A 24165-nucleotide genomic window follows, 5' to 3' on the forward strand; every position below is an offset into this window, starting at 1 on the left:
GAATAAGCATATGGCTCTTCTGGACGATCCGATTACCCATGAAAGACAACAAAAAGCCAAAGCCTGGTTTGAAACGCTCAGAGACCAGATTTGCGCCGCCTTTGAAAAGCTGGAAGATGAGCTCTCCGGCCCCCTCGCCGAGCGCGCGCCAGGCCGTTTCGAACGCAAGACCTGGCATCGGGAAAATGATCCCGATAAAGGGACCGGGGTAATGTCCATCATGAAAGGCCGGGTTTTTGAAAAAGTGGGCGTGAATGTGTCCACCGTCCACGGGGAGTTTACCCCCGAATTCGCCAGTTCCATGCCCGGTGCTGACAAGGACCCCCGTTTTTGGGCCAGCGGCATCTCGCTTGTCGCCCATATGCATAATCCGTTAGTCCCTGCCGTGCATATGAATACCCGGCACATCATTACCACAAAAAGCTGGTTTGGCGGTGGGGCGGACCTGAACGCCGCCCATCCCGACCCGCGGGATACCGCCGACTTCCATGCGGCCCTAAAGGCGGCCTGCGACCGGCACAACCCCGAATATTATCCCAAATACAAAGAATGGTGTGATGAATATTTCTTCATCCACCACCGTAACAAAGCACGCGGTGAAGGCGGCATTTTTTATGATCAGCTGAATTCCGGCGACTGGGACGCGGATTTCGCCTTTACCCAGGATGTGGGCAAGGCTTTTCTGAATATCTATCCCGAACTGGTGCGGCGCCATATGAATCAGGATTGGACGCCAGAGCAACGCGAGGCGCTGCTGGTCTATCGCGGCCATTATGCAGAATTCAATCTGGTTTACGACCGGGGCACCACCTTCGGCTTGAAAACCGGTGGCAATGTGGAAGCCATCCTCATGTCCCTGCCGCCCGAAGCCAAATGGCCCTGAACCATAGTCCAGTACTGTGGATGGCGCCGCTTCCGTTCGTCATGACGGTGAAGCTGTGCCGTCATCTCCCATATTTTGGGTTTCATTCAGGAGAGCCTGCGCTATCGCCCCCCCGGATGGGGGTGTGGCGATCCATAAGGTTTCATGACCCCGCCATTTCCAACAGGTCAGCCTTGTTTAGGGAAAAGTCGCTCTCAATCCATTTTTGCTCAAGGTTTTTGAGAAGCCGGCCCAGTTCCGGTCCCCTCTCCATGCCGCCCGCCACCAGATCCCGCCCCCGGAGGGGGAATACCGGAATTTCCCAATTTTCCACGACCTGAAGCGTTTTCTTCAAACGGCGCTGATCCGTTCCATTGAGAATGAGATGATAGATCACAACGGTTTTACCGACCTCATAAACCGCTCGCCTCAGTGCCGGTTCTGACAACTCAGGCGTGATGTCAGGACGGGGATGAGCCATATCCTCCAACAGCCCGGTCTCGCGGCTTGAAAGACGCAAATGATGACCCGCCAGACGCGCCTGTTTCGGGTCCTGGGGCAAAAGCGCACACAACCGTCCCAACACATCCCTCCGGCCCGCCATATGCTCATGCCGAATATAAATCAGAAACCGCTCCAGTTCCGAAAACTGCGGCAGGATTTTTTCAAGAATACCGTGTTTCGCCATGATCGGCACAATCCATTCGGCCGCCGGATAAGACAACAGCTTTTTCATTTCCTGCGCCAGACGCTCCCCGGACAACCGGCAGATCATGTCCCGTTTCATAACGCAGGCCTCTACCCCCGCCTGATCCAGCCGGGCTTCCCCGAACTGGGCACCGAAGCGAAAAAACCGCAATATCCGAAGGGCATCTTCTTCGATCCGTTCTTGCGGATTGCCAATGAAGCGCACATGACGGGCCTCCAGATCCGGCCAGCCATTGCAGGGATCATAAAGCGTACCATCCGGGTCCATATAAAAGGCATTGACCGTAAAATCCCGCCGCCGGGCGTCTTCAACCCAGTCATCGGTCAAAGCAATTGTCGCATGACGCCCGTGTGTTTCCACATCCTTGCGCAGGGTCGTGATCTCGAAGGGCTGCCCCTCAATGACCGCGGTAATGGTACCATGTTTCAACCCCGTGGGCACCACCTTGACCCCGGCGGCTTCCAAACGTGACATGCTTTCTTCCGGAGCAAGAGCGCAAGCCATATCAATATCGCCGATCTTATGCCCCATGAGGGCGTCCCGAACACACCCTCCTACAAGACGGGCATTTCTGCCATCCCTGTTAAGAAGAGAAAAAATCCTGTTCAACGCCGGTGTTCTGGCCCACGCCATTTCGCCCGCCGGCAAATGTTTAAAAGGCTGCATCAGCCCAGCTCCTTCAACAAACGGCTGAACCGCACCAACATGGCCGCCGTCGCCCCCCAGATATGGTAACGCTCATGGGGGAAAACATAATAATATCGCTGCTCCCCTTTCCAGACCCGGCTTTCGATAACATGATTCTTTTCGTCCAGAATATAGTCCAGCGGCACTTCAAAAACATCATCCACCTCATTGGGATCCGGTTTCAGGCAGAAATCCGGGGAAACGAATCCTACCACGGGGCTTACGGCAAAGCCGGTCACCGTTTCATAATCCTCCATCGCACCGATTGCCTCAACATAGTCCCCCGTTAAGCCGATTTCCTCTTCCGCCTCTCTGAGTGCGGTAGCAAGAGCGTGATCATCCCCGGGATCACACCGCCCGCCCGGAAAAGCCACCTGTCCGGAATGGGTTTTCAGCGCCGCCGCCCGTTTAGTGAGCAAAACGGTCAGCCCTTCCCTGCGCTCCACAATCGGCATCAGTACGGCGGCGGGCCGCAAGGGCAGATCACGACGGGGCAATGTGTTATGGGGACGGTAAACATCATGATCCCCAAGGGCTGGCCGGGACCAGGCACGCTTGTCCGCCGGCCGAAGCGCCCGCCACATGTCCGGATCATGCAACCGGAAAATTTCTGTAATGGTTTGCTTCATTCCGCGCCCATGTCATCCTGTTCCATCTGGCTGTTCCACCTGGGCGAGAGGGAAAAAACACCCCGCACTCCAAACCCCGTAAACATTGTCTTTTTTCTCCACCAGGTTCGCCAATTCATAATAAACCGCACGGCTGATAAGGGCTTCTAGCCGGTCACGTACCAGAAGGTAAGGTGACGGTTCACCTGTTTCCGGATTCACTTCTACCCTGATGGGGTGATCGGCATCTGCAGTCACGTCGTCATCCACATTGGTCCGGAACCTCAAGATCTGCTCCCGGCCTTCCCCCTCACGCGTCATCTCCACCGCCACAAAAGGTTTGTCTTCCACACGAATGCCCACTTTTTCCACAGGCGTCACCAGATAATATTTGCCATCCTCGTCATGACGCAGAATGGTGGAAAACAGCCGAACCATGGCCGGGCGAGAGATGGGCGTCCCCATGTAATACCAGCTTCCATCGCGGCGGATTTCCATGTCAATATCGCCGCAAAATTCCGGGTTCCACAAATGTACCGGCGGCAGGTCCGATTTGGTTTGCCCCTCACGCGCGGCCTGCTCCGCTTTTTTTGCGAAAAGTTCCGGGCGGAATCCGGCGGCAGTGGAGGATGAAGATGCAGAAGCTGGCGTTTTCGGTTTGTCAGACATGGCGTTATTTTCCTTTCCCCTATCAATATAGAAAGGGGTAAGGAATTTTTGAAGTCCTGTCACCGCCAAAGCAGAGATTACATCGGGGGTCGGGCCGCTTCCATCAGACCCTCAACCCCGTTCATCGCCCCCGGGACAAGCTCCCGCGCCAGTAGCCGTCTGTCGTCCACAGGCCCGGGCATTTTCACCCCCCGAGCCAGATCCCGGGAGAATCCTACACGGCGGTAATACTCCTCATCCCCGACCAGAATAACCCGCTCATGGCCCAACTCCTTGGCCCGGATCAGCCCATGTTGCATCAGGGCGATGCCATATCCCCGCCCCTGGTGACCCTGGCGCACCGCAATGGGCCCCAAAAGCAGCGCCGGCCATACCTTGCCGCGGTCAGAGCGGATGCGCACGGGCCAGAACCGCAAGGTCGCCATCAGCTTCCCCCCATCCCGGATCACAAAACACAGCTCCGGCAGGGGGGAGACCCCCTCCCGCAGCCGGTAAGCTGTTTTTCTGTGGCGATCAACGCCAAAGGCATCATCCAGCAACTCTTCAATGGCCTCAAGATCGCTGTCTTCTTGCAGGGTTATGTTATACATCATCCGCCCTTTTTACATAAATTGACGGGGGAAGTATCACAAAAGTTTCGGGCTGACCAGCACATTCCTTTTTAAATTAGAGTGAATTGTGAACAGGCTTTAAATGAAAAAGGCGGGAACAAAGTCCCGCCTTTCCCAGCAAAGTCAGAAAAAGATGATTTTACCAGTCAACCTGGAACCGCAGACCAAAGGTATCAACGTCGGTCCCGTCATCCGCACCGCCTTCAATATCGGAGTGGGAATAGTTGGCCATGACGCGGGTATAGTTGTTCAGGTGCCAGTTGACGCCCAAAATCCAGGTTTCCTGTTTGCCACCGTCGATGAGCGCCTCATTGTCCGTGAGGTCAACCACATCATAACGGGCGGCAATCTGCCAGGCCCCCATGCCGCCTTCAAAGACCGGGTTTTTCACTTTTACACGGCTGAACGCGCCTTTTTTATACCCGCGTTCTTCACCGGTAAGGAAATAGCTCAGGTCCACATACCCGCCGTTAAAGGAGGCGTTGTCATCCATAGCGACAAGGTCGGCGCTCTGCCAGGCCCATTCGGCCTGTGCGGAGAACGGGCCCATGCGACCCGCCAGCTCCAGACCGAAGAAGGTGTCGTTATCAACCGCGAAATTTCCGGTATTCACATAGCGGCTGGCCTGGTGGTTGTGTGGGCGCTGGCGATAGCGGACGGTACCGGCCTCATCCAGTTCCCGATACCGTACAGACGCGCCCACATGGACCAACGCGCCATCAAATTTTGCCCCATAGGTGGCCCGAGCGGCGTAGGTCCGGTCCTGTTTGTCACCACCACTGGCCGCATCCCCCTGGAACAGGCCGGCTTTGAAGGTCATGCCATTGTCCACATAGTTCAGGGCAATACCGGTCTGACGGGACAGGCTGAAGGCATCCGTGAAGCTACCGCGTTCCATGAAAGTGATATAACGGGAAGAGGTTTGCTCTTCGAGAGAGTTGGGGGTTTTAAACTGCCCCACCATCACGGAAACCGGTTTCAGTTTCCATTCCAGATAGGCGTCTTTGACTTCCACCTCATCACCGGCAAAATCGGCTTCAAATTTGTATTTGACGTCCTTGAAAACCACGCCTTCCACGCCAAGGCGCGCTGTGCGGAATTCCGTTCCGTCAACCTTGTCTGCGTCAAGGGAATTGCCAGCGGCGTCATCAGCAGACACATTGCCGTAATCCACATACAGACGACCGCGGACTTTCATTTTGAACTTGCCGTCCTTGCTGGACAGTTCCGGCGCGCCTTTCCACTTGACGTTCAGATCACTGCCGCTGTCATCTTTTTTCTCATTTTTCTTGAGGTCATTGATTTGATTCTGCAGGGCGTTGATCTGGCGCTGCAATTCCTCAACGGACTGGGCTGAGGCAGGCGCTGCAAAAGCCACCCCTGAAAGGGCAGTCGCGGCCAGTATAGGGGTCAGACGTTTCCTGATAGACATATTCATGTTCCTTCTGTGGTTATCTTCTGTGGTTATAAAAGTTTCTGGTTCTATACACTTTGGCAGTCAACGGATTACGGTAATCCGGTTTCCTCTCGCATCCGTGGCATGCCCCTTCACTAAACATCATTCGTGAATGAAAAATTATGGTTTTATGACATTTTTGTGACATCTTATGCTGAGCCAGCAAAAAACCAACCGCACAAAAAATAAAGGCCGTTCTGCAACGGCCTTTACATGATGGATCCCTATCCCGGTTTAGCGGCGGCGGTAAAGCGGCAATTTCTCATCCACCGAGGCCTGATAGGTCACAGAAAACCCGTCCAGGCCTTGCAAGGCATCTCTGATGTCCTTGCCTTCCTTGACTTCAAAGGCATTAAACCCGCAGCGCTGCATGTAAAACATCTGATCCCGCATGACATCTCCCACAGCGCGCAATTCCCCCTGATACCCGTAACGTCCCCGCAGCAACCGGGCAATGGAATAACCGCGCCCGTCCATAAAGGTGGGAAACTCCACAGCTATAACAGCAAGGTCATCAAGATCTTCTTTCAAGATGGCCGGATCGGCATCAGAGCCCAGACGCACCCCGACCTTGCCCTCACGGTGCCGCAATTTGTCTTTTTCAATCAGCCAGCGTGCCAAGGGAACAATGACATCCCCCTCCGGCAGGGCCTCGGCTTCTCCCACATGCTGGAAGCTGTCCTCGACGATGGTTTTATGCTTGATGATCTGCATAGACTGCCTCCTTAAACGGTGCCATTCCCACACGCCGGTAGGTATCCAGAAAACGTTCGCCCTCCTCACGAAGTGCCACATAAGTTTTCAACAGCCGGTCAATGGCCGGAACAATCTCCTCTTCCCCAAAGGCCGGCCCCATGATTTTGCCAATGGAGGCGTCATCACTTTCCGACCCGCCAAGGGTGATCTGGTAATATTCCGTACCTTTCTTGTCGACGCCCAAAATCCCGATATGGCCCACATGATGATGGCCGCAGGCATTGATACAGCCGGACATTTTCAGCTTCAGCTGACCCAGGTCATAGAGATAATCCATGTCGTCAAAATGCTGGCTGATCCGCTCCGCTATGGGGATGGAGCGAGCATTGGCCAGAGAACAATAATCCAGCCCCGGGCAGCAGATCATGTCCTGCAATGTGCCTATATTGGGGGTGGCAAATCCCAGTGCTTTAAGGTTTTCCCAAAGTTCCGGCAGATCGTCCTGCTTCACATCGGCCAGCACCAGATTCTGATCGTGAGTGGTGCGGATTTCCCCGAAACTATACTGATCCGCCAGATCCGCCACCGCTTCCATCTGCTTATCCGTGGCATCGCCTGGCGGCACACCCGGTTTTTTCAGGGAAACGATCACAATGGCATACCCCGGTTTCTTATGGGCCACGACATTTTGCTTGTACCACCAGGAAAAATCCCGGTTATCCAGCAGAAGCTGCTCCACCACGGCGGATTTGGCCGGGAGGGTCTCATATTCCGGTTCCGTAAAATGCGCCTTAACCCGGTCGATTTCCGCCTGATCCAGTTCCACACCGCCTTCTTCGAGGATATTATGCCATTCCTCTTCCACCCGGCGGGTAAATTCTTCCAGCTTGAGCTCATGAACCAGGATCTTGATCCGGGCCTTGAACATGTTATCCCGGCGCCCATAACGGTTATAGACCCGCATGATCGCCTCGGTATAGGTCAGCAGGTCCTTTTCCGGCACAAACGCATTGATCAGCTTGCCAACCATCGGGGTTCGCCCCATGCCGCCACCCACATAGACTTCAAAACCGATCTCGCCAGCATCGTTTTTGGTCGCCCGATAGCCGATATCATGGAACAGTATAGCCGCCCGGTCCGTTTTTGCACCGGTAAAGGCCATTTTGAATTTACGCGGCAGATGCACAAATTCCGGATGAAAGGTGGACCATTGCCGCATGATTTCCGCATAAGGCCGCGGGTCGACCACCTCATCCCCTGCGACGCCAGCATATTGGTCAGCACTGATATTACGGATACAGTTGCCGCTGGTCTGAATGGCATGCATCTGCACCGTGGCCAGATCCGCCAGAATGTCCGGCACATCTTCCAGCTTCGGCCAGTTATATTGAATATTCTGGCGCGTGGTAAAATGACCATAGCCTTTGTCATATTTGCGTGCCACATGGGCCAGCATCCGCAACTGACGCGACGACAACAGGCCATAGGGAATCGCCACCCTGAGCATATAGGCATGAAGCTGTAAATACAGCCCGTTCTGAAGCCTTAAGGGACGAAATTCCTCTTCGGTCAACTCCCCGGACAGACGACGCGCCACCTGGCCCCGAAACTGGGCAACGCGTTCATTTACAATTTTCTGGTCATAATCGTCATATATATACATGGTCTTTATCCAATGCCGGGCTGGCCCGGCGGCCTGGTTCGTCTGCTCAGTCTATCCGCTCAGGGCAGACTTCATTCAGCATAAGCGGCTAATTTACCGTATTTTTTAGTGTATTTTATCTTATTCTACACATATATAACCCTAAAAATTATGTTTTTCAATACAACAAATGTGTTTTTCCAAAAAATACTTTTTCATAAAAGCTTCACATGTCCAGGGCAGGATGAGCCAACAACGTTCTGGAAGGAAATATCATGTCTTCACGTTTAACGCTTATCCACAGGATGCAAAAATCACTGTTCCGGACGCTCGCTCTGCTCTTCGGCTTACCCCTTGGCGGCGCTATGATTTCGCTATCCCTTGCGACTTCTTTATCCCATGCCGCCCCCCTTGAGCTCAAAACGCTGGCGACTTACGAAACCGATCTTTTCAAAAAAAGCGCTGCTGAAATTGTGGTGTTCCAGCCCGACACACAAAATATTTTTGTGGTCAACGGTGCCGCCCCTTCGGTTGATGTTCTGCGTCTGACGCCGGGAAACAAACTTGAAAAACATGCCACATTGACCCTGACTGCTGTGGAAACGCCCACCAGTGTGGCGGTGCGCCACGACCTGATCGCCGTTGCGGTCCATAATGACGCGCTTCCACAACGACCGGGCAAGATCCTGCTTTTCAACAACAGCTTTCAAAGAATTTCTGAATTTCCGGCCGGGTCCCTGCCGGATATGGTAAGCTTTACCCCGGACGGACGTTATGTGCTGGCCGCCAATGAGGGCGAACCTCGCGATGGTGTTGACCCGTCAGGCTCTGTGACAATCATTGATTTGGTACATGGGCTGTCCCGGGCACGGGTGATCCAGGCCGGCTTTGAGGGTTTTTCGACCAGGGCACTGATCCGCCAGGGCGTACGTATCGCACCCGGCAAGAGCTTTGCGGAAGATGCGGAACCGGAATATATTGCCCCCGCCGCCGACAGCCGCCGGGCCTGGGTATCCCTGCAGGAAAACAATGCGCTGGCGGAAATCGACCTTGTGGAAGGCCGTATCAGCCGCATTCTGCCGCTGGGGCTCAAAGACCACAGCCACGCCGGACAGGGCCTGGACGCCAATGATAAAGACGGCATCAATATCCGCCCCCTGCCCCTCTATGGCATGTATATGCCGGATGCCATTGCTACCCTCACCCATGAGGACCGCACCTTTATCCTGACCGCCAATGAAGGCGATGCCCGGGAAGAAGAAATCAAGGCCGGGAAAGCCCCCCTGGACGAAACACGTTTTCCAAAGGATCTGGTGGCTGCCTTCAAGAAACTGCGCATTTCCGGCACCGACGGTGACCTTGATGGGGATGGGGACATTGACCGAATCCACAGCTATGGCGCCCGTTCTTTTTCGGTTTTTTCCGAACAAGGCACTTTGCTGTTTGACAGCGGGGACCAGTTTGAACAAATCACTGCTCGTCACCTTGGTAAGGACGGATTCAACAGCGACAATGACGAAGGCGCCAGCGCCGACAAACGCAGCGATAATAAAGGTCCCGAACCGGAAGGGCTCACCATCGGTGTCGTAGACGACAGAACCTATGCCTTTATCGGACTTGAACGGGTCGGCGGCATTATGGTGTATGACGTCACCGACCCAACCGCGCCGCAATTCTCCACCTATATCAACAACCGGGTCTTCAATAAAGAGCTCGACTTTTCCAGAACCGCCGATATCAAGGCCGCCGGCCCGCTGGGACCGGAAGGGATAAGTTTCATCCCGGCCGACGACAGCCCCACCGGCAAACCGTTATTGCTGGTTGCTTATGAAATCAGCGGCACTGTTGAGGTAATGGAAATTAACTGAATCTCAACCAATTTGACCTATATTGGATCAAATAAGACATTTTCCTCCCCAGACTTGGGCGGCTTTACGGAACAGCCGCCTTTCTTTTGGAAGATCTAGAGTGAATTGTGAATAGGGTGGCTCAATTCACTTTAGAATTTGGAAAAATCAGGCTGGCGTTTTTCGAAAAACGCTGTGGCCACCTCCATAAATTCCGGGGTTTTGAGAAGCTCGGCAAAAAGCTGCCCCTCCTCCATCATGCGGTCCTGCATGACCGTATGGTTTTTGCGCAGCAGCCGTTTGGTTTGCAGGATGGCATTGGGGGCCTTGGCCGCGAGCGCATGCGCCTTGGCCAAAACGGCTGCCGCGAAGTCATTGGCCGGTAAAAGCCGTGCCACCAGGCCAGCCTTTTCCGCCTCCTCGGCGCTGAGAACTTCCCCCATCATCAGCATTTCCGCCGCTTTGGCCGGACCAATGGCCTGCGGCAAAAGATAGGACGATCCCGCTTCGGGCACCAGCGCAAGATTGGTGAACGGGGTGCTGAACGTCGCCTCCGGCGTCGCATAAATCAGATCGCTGTGCAACAGCATGGTCACCCCGATCCCTACTGCCAGCCCCTGCACCCCGACCACAATCGGCTTTTCAAAGCGGGAAATGGTTTTCAGGAAACGGAATACCGGCGCTTTCTCGGCATCCTGCAGACCCGCGGCAAAATCCTTCAGGTCATTGCCACTGGTAAACGCATCGCCATTGGCGCGAATCAATACCACACGGATATGATCATCCGCCGCCGCCTCGTCAAGGCCATCACATAATGCTGTATACATTTCATGGGTTATGGCATTTTTTTTATCCGGCCGGTTAAAGGTAAGAATTAATACCCGGTCATCCCGTTCTTTCAGAATATGTTCGCTCATCGCCACAATCTCCCGTTTCCTATACTGCAATGAAGTGTACGCCATTGGCCGGGAAAATTCAAACGGTCGTTTTATAAAAAAACAGAACCCCACAGACATGAAAAAGGGCTGCGACAGGCGCAGCCCTTCGGTAAAGCTTGTCTGCGGGCGGGGTTTAGAAGCCCATGCCGCCCATACCGCCCATGTCGGGCATTGCCGGTGCAGCCGGTTTCTCTTCCGGACGTTCGGCAACCATGGCTTCAGTGGTGATCAGCAGCCCAGCCACTGAGCTTGCGTCCTGCAGAGCGGTACGCACCACTTTGGTCGGGTCGATGATCCCGGCAGCCACCAGGTCACAGAACTCCTCTTTCTGAGCATCATAACCATAGTTGGTGTCGGTGCTTTCCAGAAGTTTGCCAGCGATGACGGCACCGTCCTTACCAGCATTTTCGGCAATCTGACGGACCGGAGCCTCAAGGGCACGGCGCACGATGCTGATCCCCACATTCTGGTCAGCATTTTCACCTTCCAGACCTTCGAGAACACGGCTTGAATACAGCAGAGCCGTACCACCACCCGGGACGATGCCTTCTTCCACAGCAGCGCGGGTCGCATGCAGAGCATCGTCAACGCGGTCTTTACGTTCTTTCACTTCGATCTCGGTAGCACCACCAACCTTGATCACGGCAACACCGCCAGCCAGTTTGGCCAGACGCTCTTGCAGTTTTTCGCGATCATAGTCAGATGTGGTGGTTTCGATCTGGGCGCGGATCTGGCCGCAACGGGCTTCAATGTCTTCTTTCGCCCCAGCGCCATTGACGATGGTGGTATCGTCTTTGGTGATGGTGACGTTCTTAGCAGAGCCCAGCATATCCAGCGTGACACTTTCCAGCTTAATGCCAAGATCTTCAGAAACCACCTGGCCACCGGTCAGGATCGCGATATCCTGCAGCATGGCTTTCCGGCGATCGCCAAAGCCCGGAGCTTTCACAGCAGCAATTTTCAGGCCGCCACGCAGTTTGTTGACCACGAGGGTAGCGAGTGCTTCGCCTTCGACGTCTTCGGCGATGATCAGCAGCGGACGGCCGGACTGAGCAGCAGCTTCAAGCAGCGGCAGCATGGGCTGCAGGCTGGACAGTTTGGCTTCGTGGAGCAGGATATAGGGGTTTTCCAGCTCGACGCTCATTTTTTCCGCATTGGTGATGAAATACGGTGACAGATAGCCGCGGTCGAACTGCATACCTTCCACAACTTCCAGTTCGCTTTCAAGACCTTTGGCTTCCTCAACGGTGATGACACCTTCCTTGCCGACTTTTTCCATGGCTTCGGCAATCATCTTACCAACAGAAACTTCACCATTGGCAGAAATGGAACCAACCTGAGCCACTTCGTCGCTTGAAGAAATCTCTTTGGATTTAGCTTTGAGGTCTGCCACAACCTTTTCAACGGCAAGGTCAATACCGCGACGCAGATCCATCGGGTTCATGCCAGCGGCAACGGCTTTCATGCCCTCACGGATCAGGGACTGGGCCAGAACAGTCGCCGTAGTGGTCCCGTCACCGGCCACATCATTGGTGCGGCTAGCCACTTCGCGGACCATCTGGGCGCCCATGTTTTCAAATTTTTCTTTCAGCTCGATTTCCTTGGCCACAGAAACACCGTCTTTGGTGATGCGCGGCGCCCCGAAGGATTTTTCGAGCAAGACGTTACGGCCTTTCGGGCCAAGCGTAACTTTAACCGCATTGGCAAGTGCATCCACACCGGCGAGAATACGGGTACGGGCGTCAGAGCCGAACTTTAAATCTTTAGCAGCCATATTGAAATTCCTCTATTTCTTAGTCGTGTTCGGAATGAATTATTCGATGATGCCGAGAATGTCGGACTCTTTCATGATCAGCAGATCTTCTCCGTCGATCTTCACTTCGGTACCTGACCATTTGCCAAACAGTACCTGGTCCCCGGTTTTCACATCCAGAGGACGGACAGTCCCGTCTTCACCTTTTACGCCCGGCCCCGCGGCAACAACTTCACCCTGGCTGGGTTTTTCCTTGGCGGTATCCGGAATAATGATGCCACCGGCGGTTTTCTGTTCACTATCCACGCGACGGACAAGAACACGATCATGCAACGGACGAAATGCCATTTTGCTTATTCCTCTTTTAATAAGGTTGGTTTCATTCTACATGGTTGAAATATTAGCACTCACCAAGAGAGAGTGCTAACAGCTGTCTAGAGAAATAGATCTGATCCAGGAAGTGTCAAGGGGTAGTGGAAGATTTTTTTTAAAAAAAACCAGACTTTTTTCAATCCCCTACCCCATATGGGGGAGAGACTGAAAATTACAAGCCGTCTGCTGACATTTTATCCTTTCCGCGTCACAGTTTTGCATCGCAGGTTCGCCTCACAACCTATGCACAATTCACTCTAGTGACCTTATGATATATAGTGATATATAGATGGACTCTATATAAAGATATTAAATAAATATATATCCAAGAAAGTTCTATTATAATAATAGTAGAAGCGCCACAGCCGCCGCTGCCCCCCGTCTTTGACCTGGTTATTTTCCTTCAACCAAACGATTGACCATGGTGCGCATGGTTTTGATGGCGGGTTCCGCCCCGAAAATCTTGGCCCCCTGGATCGCTCCATCAATGATCACCATGAGCTGACTGGCAAAAGAAAACGGATCCCGCATGCCAAGTTCCGCACCAAGCCCCGCATAACGTTTCAATGTGGTTTCCTTATGAGCCCGAATGGTCTGGAAGACCGGGCTTCTTGGATCGGCATATTCGCCCGCCCCCCTCAGAAACATACACCCGTTAAAATCGGGGGAGCGGAACCAGTCCTCATACACTTCGATAATGGCATTGAGGCGCCCCCGGGGTTTCAGGTCCCAGCCCGCCGTTTTCAGACGGTATTGATCGGCGAAAAACTGTTCCTTCTTTTTTAGAGCAGCCACCACCAGATCGTCCTTGGATTTGAAATGATTGTAGAGCGTCATTTTCGCCACGCCTGCTTCCTTGAGAATCGTATCAATGCCTGTCGCGTGATATCCGTAGCGATTAAAAAGTCTGACGGCCGTATCGACCAGATGATCTCTGCGTGAGGACGCCATATTACCTCCGTTATTCTTTGAAATTACAAACTTAATTGGTCCCCTTGCCGGATGCAAGAAACAGTTTCTCATAATCCTGTTGACAAATAGACAGACTTGTCTGTATATATACCATATCTTATGGAGAAACGCGATGACCTACTTTTCTAGTCCCCGCCCGCCCGTTCCGCGCAGCCCCTGCCCGAATTTTTGATTTTTCCCGTCTTCAGCGGCGCCCTCACGGTCACTCTGCTGGGCCTGCTGATTAATCGCCTCTCATTGGGGCATCCCACTTTCACCCTGAAAGGATAATAAAATGTATAAACTTTATGATCTTGCCCTGTCCGGTCACTGCCACAAGGTCCGCCTGTTCCTGAATATCCTGGGACAGGATTACGAAACCGTCCCTGTCGATCTTCTGGCGGGCGAGCAGCACAGCGAGGCCTATCTGCGGCTTAACCCCTTTGGCACCGTGCCTGTGCTGGTGGATGGATCCACCGTGATCCGGGACTCCAATGCCATTCTGGTCTATCTGGCCCTGAAGCATCAAGCAGAGGCCGCCCGGGACTGGTACCCGCGTGATGCCCAGACGGCCGCAGAAGTCCAGCAATGGTTCAATATATCCGCCAACCAAGTTCTGCACGGTCCGGCCAAGGCCTATATCGCCACCGTCTTCACCGGCGATACCAATGAACATGTCCTTGCCGTGGAAAACAGCCACAAACTGTACGCAATTATGGATCCGCTGCTGGCCGGGCAGGACTGGCTTGTAGGGGGACAGCCAACACTCGCGGATATTGCCAATTATTCCTATATCTCCCGCGCCCCCATTGCGGGTGTGGATCTTAGCCCCTATGACAATATTCGCCGCTGGCTGAAAAATGTGGAAAATCTGGATGGTTTTCTGGCCATGCCTCTCCCTAACCCTACCCCTGCACGTGACGAGAGGTGACCCCATGACGTCTTCTCCCCCTCCCTTATCTGCTGCCTCCCCCTTTCACGAGGGGGAGAGCCTGATTCAGGAAAAGGCCGGCAAACGGGCTCTGGTGGAAAAAATAGGCCAGAAATTCATTCGCCCGTTTCTGACTGAACAACAACAGGAATTTTTCAGCAATCTTTCCTATCTGTTCTTGTCTGTTCGGGACCCTAAGGGGTGGCCCCTGCCCACAATCATGGCTGGCGATGTCCCCTTGATTAGCGTTCCGGACAGTCAGCACATGATCCTGCATGCTTTCCCTGAAGACCGCCCCAATCTCCATGCGGGCCAACATCTAGGGCTTCTGGGCCTGGATTTTTCCAACAAACGCCGCAACCGCGTCAATGGCAGGGTTGCGGCCCTGGACGGAGAAAAGATTATCTTTCGGGTGGATCAGGCTTTCGGCAACTGTCCGCAATATATTGATATTCAGGATATTGCGGCCATTCGCTCCCCGTCAGCCCCCCCTATTGGACTGTCTGAAATGACTCCCGCAATCCGTAATGTCATCCGTCGCAGCATCCGTTTTTTCATTGCCAGCGGTTATACCGCCCATCAGAACGAAACGCTCAGCGGCATGGACATGTCCCATCGGGGCGGTCCGCCGGGTTTTGTCCAGACCCCGAACGCCCGGACGCTGATTTTTCCCGATTACGCAGGAAACAATTTTTTCAACAGCCTGGGCAATATCCTGATGGACGGCAGGGCCGGACTCCTTTTTGTGGATTTTGACAGCGGCCTGCGGCTGCGCCTGTTTGGCAAGGCGGACGTCATCTTCGATAATTTTGAAGCGGCCGGCTGGACCGACCCCGGAGATAATCCTGCAAAAACCAGCCCCCCGGAAAAGATGCCCAAAGCCCGGCGGCTGGTCCGCCTCAATGTTGAAAAGATTCTTTATTCACCGGGCACATAAACTCTCTGCGGGTCTTCAATTTCCAGCACCCACAGATCTTCATCAAATTTGCGCTGCCGGGCGATATAGTCTTCCGCCTTGTCTTCCGGTAGCGGGTCGGGACCCAGCGGCGTACGCCATCCCAACCGCCCCTGCGGGTCCCGTCCCTGTGTATACAGAATTGAACCGTCTCCCATCAGATTCTGTTTGATCAGGACAAGCCCCCGATCCACATCCCCCTTGTAACGCACCATGGCGGTGATCAGCCGGCCCTCCAGCTTGCGAATTTCCGCGGAAACCCAGAAAGACGTTTTCACCCGTTCTTCAGTCATAGTGCCCGTTCTTCAGTCATAGTGTTAGACTTTTCCCTGAAGGTTATTATAGATAAGGTTATTATAGATAGTGATGAGGAACCATAACGGGAAGTGAACACGTGTCAATAAGCGGGAATGATCTCTGGTTAAAAAAACTGACCAGCACCATTTGCAAACTGGGGCGGGCGGGTTTTGAACAGACCCTGTTCGACTTGGTAAATCTGGCCGTGAAAGTGGATCATTGCACCGTGTTCATCAATCGCCATGACGGCACCACCGGCCATCTTTTTACCCAAAGCCATCTGGACGAGGAAACCTGCGCCGCCCTCGCCAGCGCCTATGCCGGCGGATATTATGTGCAGGACCCCAATCTGGCACCGCTGGTAAGTTTCAAAACCCCACCCGAAAATGAACAACTCACCGTTCTGGGACACAACGACCCCTCTGCTTACACCTCGGAATACCGGAACCGTTTTTTCCGGAACACCGGACTAATCGACAAGGTATCCAGCCTGCTGCAGACCCGCCAATACAATATTTATTGCAGTTTCTACCGTCTGAAACGCAGCGGCAAGTTCACCGATGCGGAATTTGCAGAATTATCACGACTGCTGCCGCTGCTGACCAATCTGATTTTCAAACATTCCCGGCTCAGGGAATTTCGTGACAAACCGGCAGACCCCATTGTCACCCGTGTGCCGTTGAGCCGCTCTTCCGCGCTGATGGCCAAGGTGCTCAACACCCAGAACGAGGTCTTCGGCCGGCTGACGACACGGGAACGGGACGTCTGTTCGCGGATCTTGCAGGGATATACCTCCGAGGCCATCGCGCTGGAGCTTGATGTGGCCATTTCCACCGTCCATACCTATCGCAAACGCGCCTATGCCAAGCTCGGCATCTCCTCCCAGAATGAACTGTTCAGCCTGTGCCTGGAATTCATGCCAGTAACGGCCTGAATACCGCCGAAAAGCTGATCTGTCCCTGATTTCCTGTTATACTGATCATCCTGTCCCCTTCTGTGAGGACATACAACACGCCCGGAAAAGATTAAGATGTTCAACATTCAGGCGTGTCACCTTACCCGCTTCCACTTAAAAACCGTCATGACTCAGGGAGTTAAATATGAGTGAGAAAAAATTTGCTTCACAGGCTGATCTGGAAGAAAAGAAAATTACCTTTTCCAAACTGTCTGATAACGCCTACGCCTTTACCGCCGAGGGCGATCCCAATACCGGCGTGATCGTAGGCGACAATGCCGTGATGGTTCTGGATACCCAGGCGACGCCGGTCATGGCCCAGTCCGTGATCAAGGAAATCCGCAAGGTGACCGACCTGCCAATCAAATATGTGGTCCTGACCCATTACCATGCTGTGCGGGTTTTGGGCGCCAGCGGTTACAATCCGGAACACATCATCGCCAGCAAAGACACCTATGACCTGATTGTCGAGCGCGGCGAACAAGATTACAAATCCGAATATGAACGTTTTCCACGCCTGTTTAATGCAGTGGACACCATTCCGGGCCTGACCTGGCCGACCATCACCTTCACCGGAGAAATGACCATCTGGCTGGGCAATGTGGAGGTCAAGCTGATGCAACTGGGCCGCGGGCATACCAAAGGAGATACCGTCGCCTGGCTTCCCAAGGACAAGGTTCTGTTTTCCGGAGATCTGGTGGAATTCGGCGCCACACCCTATACCGGGGACGCCTACCTAGAAGACTGGCCGCAGACCCTGGAAAACATCGCCAAGCTGGAACCGGAAAAACTGGTCCCTGGGCGTGGCGAAGCGCTGATGACCAGGGAACAGTGCCTGCAAGGCATTAATGAAACCCGCGCCTTCCTTCAGGATATGTACGGATCCATCAAGGCCTGTCTGGCCGAAGGACTGGACCTGAAAACCACCTACAAAAAAACCTATGACCTTCTGAAACCCAAATATGGCAACTGGGTTATTTTCGATCACTGCCTGCCGTTTGACGTGACCCGCGGCTATGACGAAGCCCAGGGCATTCGGGATCCGCGGATCTGGACGGCGGAACGTGATAAGGAAATGTGGGAAAGCCTCGAAGGCTGACAATTCGACAAGCGGCGCGCCCCTGCCCATTCCTGGCGCGGGCGGTGCCCCTACAGAAGCACTATCAATAGCACATAAATAAAAAGCAGATCATTAATCAAAAAAACAGAAATCAAAAAACAAATTGGGGCACAGGGTGTAGAGAACCACGTAGCAGTTTTTCACGAGGGAGACGATTAAGATGTTAAAAACCTATCAGTGGCCTGAATATGACTATGTGCAGTCCCCCGAACAGAAAGAGGGTAAGGTTCTGCGCCATCCGCTGGTGGTCATTGGCGCCGGCCCTATCGGCATGACCGCGGCCCTGGATTGTGCCCATCACGGCGTCCCAGCCCTGATTCTGGATGACAACAATACGGTCAGCATAGGCTCGCGCGCCATATGTTATGCCAAGCGCCCCCTAGAAATCCTTGACCGGCTAGGGCTTGGCGAAAAACTTGTCAAACGGGGCGTGGACTGGAAAATCGGCAAAGTGTTTTTCAAGGATGATCTGGCTTATCAGTTCGATCTGTTGCCGGAGGAGGGGCACAAAATGCCCGCCATGATCAATCTTCAGCAATATTATCTTGAAGAAGAACTGGTCAAGGCCTGTGAGGCCCAGGAAAATGTGGAACTGCGCTGGAAACACAAGGTCATTGGAATCGAACAGCATAACGATTATGCGGTCCTTGAGGTCGAAACGCCGGACGGGATCTTCACGATGGAAGCCGACTGGGTGATCGCCTGTGACGGCGCCAACAGCAAAGTCCGGGACATGGTGGGGGCAAAATTCACCGGCAAGTTTTTCCAGGACCGTTTTCTTATTGCCGATGTGGTGATGAAAAATGACTTCCCGTCCGAACGCTGGTTCTGGTTCGATCCCCCCTTCCACAGAAACCAGTCCACCCTGCTGCATAAACAGCCCGATGACGTTTGGCGAATCGACTTTCAGATGGGCTGGGACGCCGATCCGGAAGAAGCGGTCAAAACGGAAAACGTCGTCCCTCTGCTCAAGGCCATGCTGGGTGAAGATACGGAATTTGTCCTGGAATGGGTGTCCATCTATCAGTTTGCCTGTCGCCGGATTGACAATTTCCGGTATGGCCGGGTGCTGTTTGCCGGTGACGCCGCGCATCAGGTCTCGCCATTCGGCGCACGCGGTGCCAATACCGGCTTCCAGGATATCGACAATCTGGCCTGGAAGCTGAAACTGGTGATGGATGGCAAGGCCCCCTTTGGCCTGATCGACACCTATCACGAAGAACGGGCCTTTGCCGCCGATGACAATCTGAAGAATTCCACCCGTTCCACGGATTTCATTACCCCCAAAAGCAAGATGAGCCGCTATTTCCGGGACGCCACCCTGCTGCTGGCGGAAAAATATGCCTTCGCCCGCCCGCTGGTCAACAGCGGCCGCCTGTCCATGCCAACCCCTTATGAACATTCATCCCTCAACACCCCTGATGAGGATGTCTTTGAGGGGGATATGAAACCGGGCACCAATTGCAGCGATGCTCCGATCCGCAAGGACGGCCAGGACGCCTGGTTCCTGAACCAGATCGGCGACCGATTTGTCGTGCTCTGCTTTGACGAGGTGCCCGGGGTACAAACCGTCTCCATAGACGGCATCACCGCCGAGATCCTTGTCGTCGGCCGGGATTTTGAAGACAAGGAAGGGTTGCTGGAAAAACGTTACGATGCCCAGCCCGGCACCACTTATCTTTTACGACCGGATCAATATGTGGCCGCCCGCTGGCGCCGCTTTGATCCCGAAAAAATCAAAACCGCCCTGGCCACGGCGACCGGACGGTAGAATGAATTGAGTAAATCTCATCATTATTCACCCTAAAGGGAGACTTCTTATGGCACCTCTCAATCTTGACCCCAACATCGCCAAACCTGATGACTTTTATCAGGAACTGATTGATGCCCAACGCGACCTTGACGAAGATGAGGTCAACCTGATGAACGCCAAACTGATCCTTATTCTGGCCAATCATATCGGGGATATGGACGTGTTGTCCGAAGCCCTGCGCATTGCCCGCGGGGATGACTGATTTTCCAGGCCCGTAAGACAAAACAGATCATCACATCTGAGCCGATTTCTCTTCTGATCTCACCTAACTGCCTCCTTTGGACCCGACATCTATCCTGTCGGGTCTTTTTTTTGGAAAAGGTAAGGGGAAAAATCATCGCTACGCCCGCCCCCTAAAAAGGAGGGGCGGGTCGCGATGAGAGGTTTATGGGGTATAAAGCGCGCCTAAGTCCCCTTTGCCTCAGACTCTCCTTATCTCAGGCTCACTTCATCATGGCATCACGTTTGGCCTTGAATTCCGTGCCGTCGCGCCAGTTGGGAAAACTGTCTTCATTGGCGAGCCTTGCGCCAATGCGGTAGATCAGCTTGAGGTCCTCCACCGCACCGCTGAGATCCCAATCCGGGGAATATTCATCCGACGGCTTATGGTAATCATTGGCGACATATTCCTCATGCTGTTTTAGGAACCACTCCTCGCCTTTCTCCACATGGTCCACGCCCCCGTCGATATAAATGGCCGGCACCCCTACCTTGGCCAGGCTGAAATGATCGGAACGGTAATAGGACCCCTGTTCCGGTGTCGGGTCCGGCCGAGTGACACGGCCCACGGCCTTCACGGCCTGGTCCACATAATCATCCAGTTCGGAATTGCCATAACCGATGACGGTGACATCCCGTGTGGGCCCGAGATGATTGAGCACGTCCATATTGATGGCAGCCACGGTTTTCTCAAGCGGCACCAACGGATGTTCAGCATAATATTGTGACCCCAAAAGCCCCTGCTCTTCCGCGGTTACTGCCAAAAACATTACCGACCGGCGCGGCGGCGTAGGCGCGGATGCATAGGCATGAGCCAGCTCAATCAGGCCTGCTGTTCCCGTCGCGTTATCCAGGGCTCCGTTATAGATCTGATCCCCTTCCAGGCTTTCGTCCTTCCCCAGGTGATCCCAATGCGCCATGTGAATAATATATTCATCGGCCCGGTCTGTCCCAGGCAGGACAGCCACCACATTACGGGATTTCGATTGACGAATCCGGTTATTCAGGGTCAGGGACATTTGGGCCTTGAGCGATACGGCCTTGAAGTCCGCCTTAGTGGCCGTCTCTTTCAATGCCGCATAGTCCAGCCCCGCAGTCTTAAACAGTTTTTCCGCATAATCTCCCGGAATCCAGCCTTCCACCTTGAGACGGTTCATATTCTTGTCTTCCGTCGCCAGGGAGAATTGCGGCCCCGACCAGCTGCCTTCCACCACGGCCCAGGGATAGGCGGCCGGGGCCGTTTCATGGATGATCAGCGCCGCGTCCGCGCCTTGTCGGGCCGCTTCTTCAAACTTATAGGTCCAGCGCCCATAATAGGTCATGGCTTTGCCGGTAAACAACGCCGGATCCTTCGTGGCGAATCCCGGGTCGTTGATCAGAATGACAACTGTTTTACCTTTGACATCCACCCCTTCATAATCGTTCCAGCCATATTCCGGGGCCACAATGCCATACCCCACGAACACCATTTCGGATTCATCCACACTGACCTGCTCCACCATACGCTTGGTCCAGGCCATATATTCCGGGCCATATTTCAGCTCGTCACGCCCCCCCACATGGGCAATAGTCATCACCGCTTCCGGATTGGCGGTGATTTCCACCAGATCCATTTCCTGAAAATAGCTGTCTCCATTGCCCGGTTTCAGTCCCGCTTCCTGAAATTTCTGTTTCAAAAAGTTTACGGTTTTTTCCTCGCCAGGCGAAGACGGGCTGCGGCCTTCAAATTCGTCCGAAGCCAGAATCTGAATATTTGCATCCAGTCGCGCTGCCTGAATGTCCGGTTCCTTTTCCTGTACTGTTTTCTCCTCGCCGCCACAGGCGGTCAAGGTCGCACTCAACATGATCCCCAACAGAATTTTCTTCATGATTTTCTCCATGTTTTTGTTTCCGGAACGCTAGCACAGCGCCTCCCGAAACGGAAGATATAAGGATAAAAAACCCTCTCGACCCAAACAGGCCGCCCCCTTATAGTGCCGGAAAGGAAGAACGTCATGAGCGAATATTGTGAAACTGTCATCATCGGCGCGGGCGTTGTGGGCTTGGCCTGCGCCCGGAACTTGGCCCAGCGCGGCCATGAGGTTCTTGTCCTGGAAAAAGAGACCACCATCGGGAGCGGCATCAGTTCCCGCAACAGCGAGGTGATCCATGCCGGGCTCTATTACCCGCCGGGCAGCCGCAAGGCCGCCTTGTGTGTGCGCGGGAAAGCGCTTCTTTACGCCTACGCAGAACAGCGTCATATTACGCACCGCCGCCTAGGCAAATTTGTTGTCGCCACAACCCCCGAAGAACAGCCCGCACTGGAACAGATCGGCATCCGGGCGCAGGCCAACGGCGTAGGAGATCTGATCTGGCTGGATCGAAACGACTGTCGCCGCCGTGAACCGGCGCTTGCCGCCGAGGCGGCATTGTTTTCCCCTTCCACCGGCATTATCGACAGCCACGGCCTGATGCTGAGCCTGTTAGGGGAGGCCCAGGACCGCGGAGCGATGATTGCCTATGGCAGCCGGGTGAACCGCATCACCCCCGACGGGCCCGGCTTTGTCCTTGAGGTACGCCAAGAAGACGGCACCTCCTTCCCGCTCGCCTGCCGCCATCTGGTCAATGCGGCCGGGCTTGGGGCGGTGCCTCTGCTGCGGCGGATCGACGGATTTCCGACGGCCCGGATTCCGCCGCTATATTTTGCCAAGGGGAACTATTTTACTTACCGCGGGCGCGTGCCGTTTCGGCATCTGATCTATCCTGTACCGGTGCCCGGCGGGCTCGGCATTCATCTAACCCTGGATCTCGTCGGACAAGGCAAGTTCGGCCCCGATGTGGAATGGGTGAAACGGGAAGATTATGACGTGACGGAAAACCGCCGCCCCCAGTTCGCTGCCGCCGTCCGCCGCTACTGGCCGGCAGTTGAGGAAGAGCGGCTTATCCCGGACTATGCCGGCATCCGCCCCAAAATCGTGCCCCCCGATCAGGGGGACCAGGATTTCCAGATCCAGACCGCCGCACAGCACGGCTTTCAGGGCCTCGTCAATCTGTTGGGCATCGACTCCCCCGGCCTCACCGCCGCCCTGGCCATCGCGGAACAGGTTGCAGACACTCTTGACAATCAGGAAGGGTGATGTTTTGCGATAAAATCCGCCACCATATTCCCCACATGAAGAATATGTTTTTTGAGCATATCGGTGGCCCCAGCCACATCTTTCTCCCGGCATTTTTTCAGGATCATATCATGTTCCTGATGGGCCTGTGTGGCGGCATCCTTCAGATTCATCTGTAAACGCTGATAACGATCGGTATTGTCATGCAGCGTATAACAAAATTTCAGGGTCACAGGCGAGTTGGCGGGTCTGTAAAGAGCGGAATGAAACTGCCAGTTGAGATCGGACCAATGGGCCGCATTCATACCGGAGTCCACCGCCTTGTCATAGGCCCTCAGAGCCTTATCCGCAACCGCAATATCCTTATCCGTCATGTTGGGCACCGCCCGTTCAAGCATGTCGCATTCCAACATAGCCCTCAGCCGAAACAATTCCCGGATCTCTTCCGCGTTTAACGGTCTGACCACCGCGCCCCGATAAGGCTGCACCTCCACCAGGCCATCCCCTTCCAAAAGAAAAAGCGCCTCACGAACCGGAATCCGGCTGGTACCAAGATCCTGAGCCAACGCGTCCTGACGCAGACGTGTCCCCGCCGGATAATGGCCTGCCACAATCCGCATTTTCAGGGTTTCGTATATGTCATTTGCCGCTGTTTTACGCAGCCGCGGCCTCTGTCCCGACCTGACGCCCATCTTTGCCCTGTTATGTTCTGATTTTTTCTGAGCTTATACCGGTTTTTACCCGAACTGTAAATTTATTCCCTGTCCCGCATATCATTTCGCAGCCCTGTCTCCCCCTCACCTTCAAAATCATTCGATCTTCGCTTTACAGTTTTATGTCATCTGTACCTGGTTTTAAGGTGAATGGTGATGAGATTGCCCCATAGGAATTCAATACCAGGCCGATTCATGATATTTTAGAGTAAATTGTGCATAGGTTGGCTCAATTCACTCTAAGGGGAGCGTGGAGAAATCTGAAC

General features: G+C 54.0%; 23 protein-coding genes. 9 read left to right on the forward strand and 14 right to left on the reverse strand.

The features are described from left to right. Window positions 1-10: 10 nt before the first annotated feature. Window positions 11-883, forward strand: coding sequence for an oxygen-dependent coproporphyrinogen oxidase (gene hemF / locus FE788_RS08855; protein ID WP_138380298.1), 873 nt, complete (start codon window positions 11-13; stop codon window positions 881-883). Between the two features lie 142 nt (window positions 884-1025). On the opposite strand, the gene FE788_RS08860 is transcribed toward hemF, so the two are convergent. From FE788_RS08860 to FE788_RS08890, 7 genes are all read right to left on the reverse strand, one after another. Then, window positions 1026-2237: a CCA tRNA nucleotidyltransferase gene (locus FE788_RS08860; RefSeq protein WP_138380299.1), complete on the reverse strand. Its 1212-nt coding sequence runs from the start codon at window positions 2235-2237 to the stop codon at window positions 1026-1028. Further along, window positions 2237-2887, reverse strand: coding sequence for a CoA pyrophosphatase (locus FE788_RS08865; protein WP_138380300.1), 651 nt, complete (start codon window positions 2885-2887; stop codon window positions 2237-2239). Before FE788_RS08865 ends, FE788_RS08860 begins: the two co-directional genes overlap by 1 nt. Before the next feature lie 12 nt (window positions 2888-2899). After that, window positions 2900-3535: a DUF1285 domain-containing protein gene (locus FE788_RS08870; RefSeq protein WP_138380301.1), complete on the reverse strand. Its 636-nt coding sequence runs from the start codon at window positions 3533-3535 to the stop codon at window positions 2900-2902. A gap of 77 nt (window positions 3536-3612) precedes the next feature. Then, the gene (locus FE788_RS08875; protein WP_210413839.1) at window positions 3613-4128 is read right to left on the reverse strand and encodes a GNAT family N-acetyltransferase; all 516 of its coding nucleotides are present in this window, start codon (window positions 4126-4128) and stop codon (window positions 3613-3615) included. A 157-nt stretch (window positions 4129-4285) separates the two neighbouring features. Further along, complete coding sequence (locus FE788_RS08880) at window positions 4286-5578, reverse strand: OprO/OprP family phosphate-selective porin (RefSeq protein WP_168190346.1); 1293 nt, start codon at window positions 5576-5578, stop codon at window positions 4286-4288. Window positions 5579-5836: 258 nt separating this feature from the next. Further along, window positions 5837-6316, reverse strand: coding sequence for a DUF934 domain-containing protein (locus FE788_RS08885; protein WP_138380303.1), 480 nt, complete (start codon window positions 6314-6316; stop codon window positions 5837-5839). Next, a complete protein-coding gene (locus FE788_RS08890; RefSeq protein WP_138380304.1) occupies window positions 6297-7961 on the reverse strand; it encodes a nitrite/sulfite reductase in 1665 nt (554 codons plus the stop codon). The genes FE788_RS08885 and FE788_RS08890 overlap by 20 nt, the downstream gene beginning before the upstream one ends. 254 nt (window positions 7962-8215) lie before the next feature. Between FE788_RS08890 and FE788_RS08895 the strand changes: the two genes are divergently transcribed. Next, window positions 8216-9808, forward strand: a complete 1593-nt coding sequence (locus FE788_RS08895) for a choice-of-anchor I family protein (RefSeq protein WP_138380305.1) — start codon at window positions 8216-8218, stop codon at window positions 9806-9808. Between the two features lie 131 nt (window positions 9809-9939). On the opposite strand, the gene FE788_RS08900 is transcribed toward FE788_RS08895, so the two are convergent. From FE788_RS08900 to FE788_RS08915, 4 genes are all read right to left on the reverse strand, one after another. After that, window positions 9940-10704 carry an enoyl-CoA hydratase gene (locus FE788_RS08900; RefSeq protein WP_138380306.1) on the reverse strand — a complete coding sequence of 255 codons (765 nt, stop codon included), beginning with the start codon at window positions 10702-10704 and terminating at the stop codon, window positions 9940-9942. A 154-nt stretch (window positions 10705-10858) separates the two neighbouring features. Next, complete coding sequence (groL, locus tag FE788_RS08905) at window positions 10859-12499, reverse strand: chaperonin GroEL (RefSeq protein WP_138380307.1); 1641 nt, start codon at window positions 12497-12499, stop codon at window positions 10859-10861. A gap of 39 nt (window positions 12500-12538) precedes the next feature. Further along, window positions 12539-12826: a co-chaperone GroES gene (gene groES / locus FE788_RS08910; RefSeq protein WP_138380308.1), complete on the reverse strand. Its 288-nt coding sequence runs from the start codon at window positions 12824-12826 to the stop codon at window positions 12539-12541. Window positions 12827-13243: 417 nt separating this feature from the next. Then, on the reverse strand, window positions 13244-13801 hold the full coding sequence (locus tag FE788_RS08915) for a TetR/AcrR family transcriptional regulator (protein WP_168190347.1): 558 nt from the start codon (window positions 13799-13801) through the stop codon (window positions 13244-13246). A 295-nt stretch (window positions 13802-14096) separates the two neighbouring features. On the opposite strand from FE788_RS08915, the gene FE788_RS08920 reads away from it, so the two are divergent. Next, entirely contained in the window at window positions 14097-14732 is a 636-nt protein-coding gene (locus tag FE788_RS08920) for a glutathione S-transferase family protein (protein ID WP_138380310.1), read from the forward strand. Window positions 14733-14736: 4 nt separating this feature from the next. After that, window positions 14737-15669 (forward strand): pyridoxamine 5'-phosphate oxidase family protein, encoded by a 933-nt coding sequence (locus FE788_RS08925; RefSeq protein WP_168190348.1) that lies wholly within the window; start codon window positions 14737-14739, stop codon window positions 15667-15669. Here the strand turns inward: FE788_RS08925 and FE788_RS08930 are convergent. Then, window positions 15651-15980: a DUF1491 family protein gene (locus FE788_RS08930; protein WP_138380312.1), complete on the reverse strand. Its 330-nt coding sequence runs from the start codon at window positions 15978-15980 to the stop codon at window positions 15651-15653. The two genes, FE788_RS08925 and FE788_RS08930, sit on opposite strands and share 19 nt — an antisense overlap. A 101-nt stretch (window positions 15981-16081) precedes the next feature. Here FE788_RS08930 and FE788_RS08935 point away from each other — a divergent pair, with 101 nt between their 5' ends. The 4 genes from FE788_RS08935 to FE788_RS08950 all read left to right on the forward strand — a co-directional run bounded on the left by FE788_RS08935 (window position 16082) and on the right by FE788_RS08950 (window position 20074). Continuing rightward, window positions 16082-16918 carry a helix-turn-helix transcriptional regulator gene (locus FE788_RS08935; protein ID WP_138380313.1) on the forward strand — a complete coding sequence of 279 codons (837 nt, stop codon included), beginning with the start codon at window positions 16082-16084 and terminating at the stop codon, window positions 16916-16918. Window positions 16919-17084: 166 nt separating this feature from the next. Then, entirely contained in the window at window positions 17085-18038 is a 954-nt protein-coding gene (locus tag FE788_RS08940; RefSeq protein ID WP_138380314.1) for an MBL fold metallo-hydrolase, read from the forward strand. 181 nt (window positions 18039-18219) lie between these two features. Beyond that, the gene (locus tag FE788_RS08945; protein WP_138380315.1) at window positions 18220-19830 is read left to right on the forward strand and encodes an FAD-dependent oxidoreductase; all 1611 of its coding nucleotides are present in this window, start codon (window positions 18220-18222) and stop codon (window positions 19828-19830) included. Window positions 19831-19879: 49 nt separating this feature from the next. Beyond that, window positions 19880-20074, forward strand: coding sequence for a DUF2783 domain-containing protein (locus FE788_RS08950; protein ID WP_138380316.1), 195 nt, complete (start codon window positions 19880-19882; stop codon window positions 20072-20074). 241 nt (window positions 20075-20315) lie between these two features. On the opposite strand, the gene FE788_RS08955 is transcribed toward FE788_RS08950, so the two are convergent. Further along, window positions 20316-21959, reverse strand: a complete 1644-nt coding sequence (locus FE788_RS08955; RefSeq protein WP_138380317.1) for a M28 family metallopeptidase — start codon at window positions 21957-21959, stop codon at window positions 20316-20318. A gap of 126 nt (window positions 21960-22085) precedes the next feature. On the opposite strand from FE788_RS08955, the gene FE788_RS08960 reads away from it, so the two are divergent. Beyond that, the gene (locus FE788_RS08960; protein WP_138380318.1) at window positions 22086-23207 is read left to right on the forward strand and encodes an NAD(P)/FAD-dependent oxidoreductase; all 1122 of its coding nucleotides are present in this window, start codon (window positions 22086-22088) and stop codon (window positions 23205-23207) included. Here FE788_RS08960 and FE788_RS08965 read toward each other — a convergent pair. After that, window positions 23195-23878 carry a GntR family transcriptional regulator gene (locus FE788_RS08965; RefSeq protein WP_138380319.1) on the reverse strand — a complete coding sequence of 228 codons (684 nt, stop codon included), beginning with the start codon at window positions 23876-23878 and terminating at the stop codon, window positions 23195-23197. The genes FE788_RS08960 and FE788_RS08965 overlap by 13 nt on opposite strands. Between the last annotated feature and the right edge of the window lie 287 nt (window positions 23879-24165).

Source organism: Luteithermobacter gelatinilyticus (genome assembly GCF_005849285.1).
In the GTDB taxonomy this organism is placed as follows: Bacteria; Pseudomonadota; Alphaproteobacteria; order Sphingomonadales; family Emcibacteraceae; genus Luteithermobacter; species Luteithermobacter gelatinilyticus.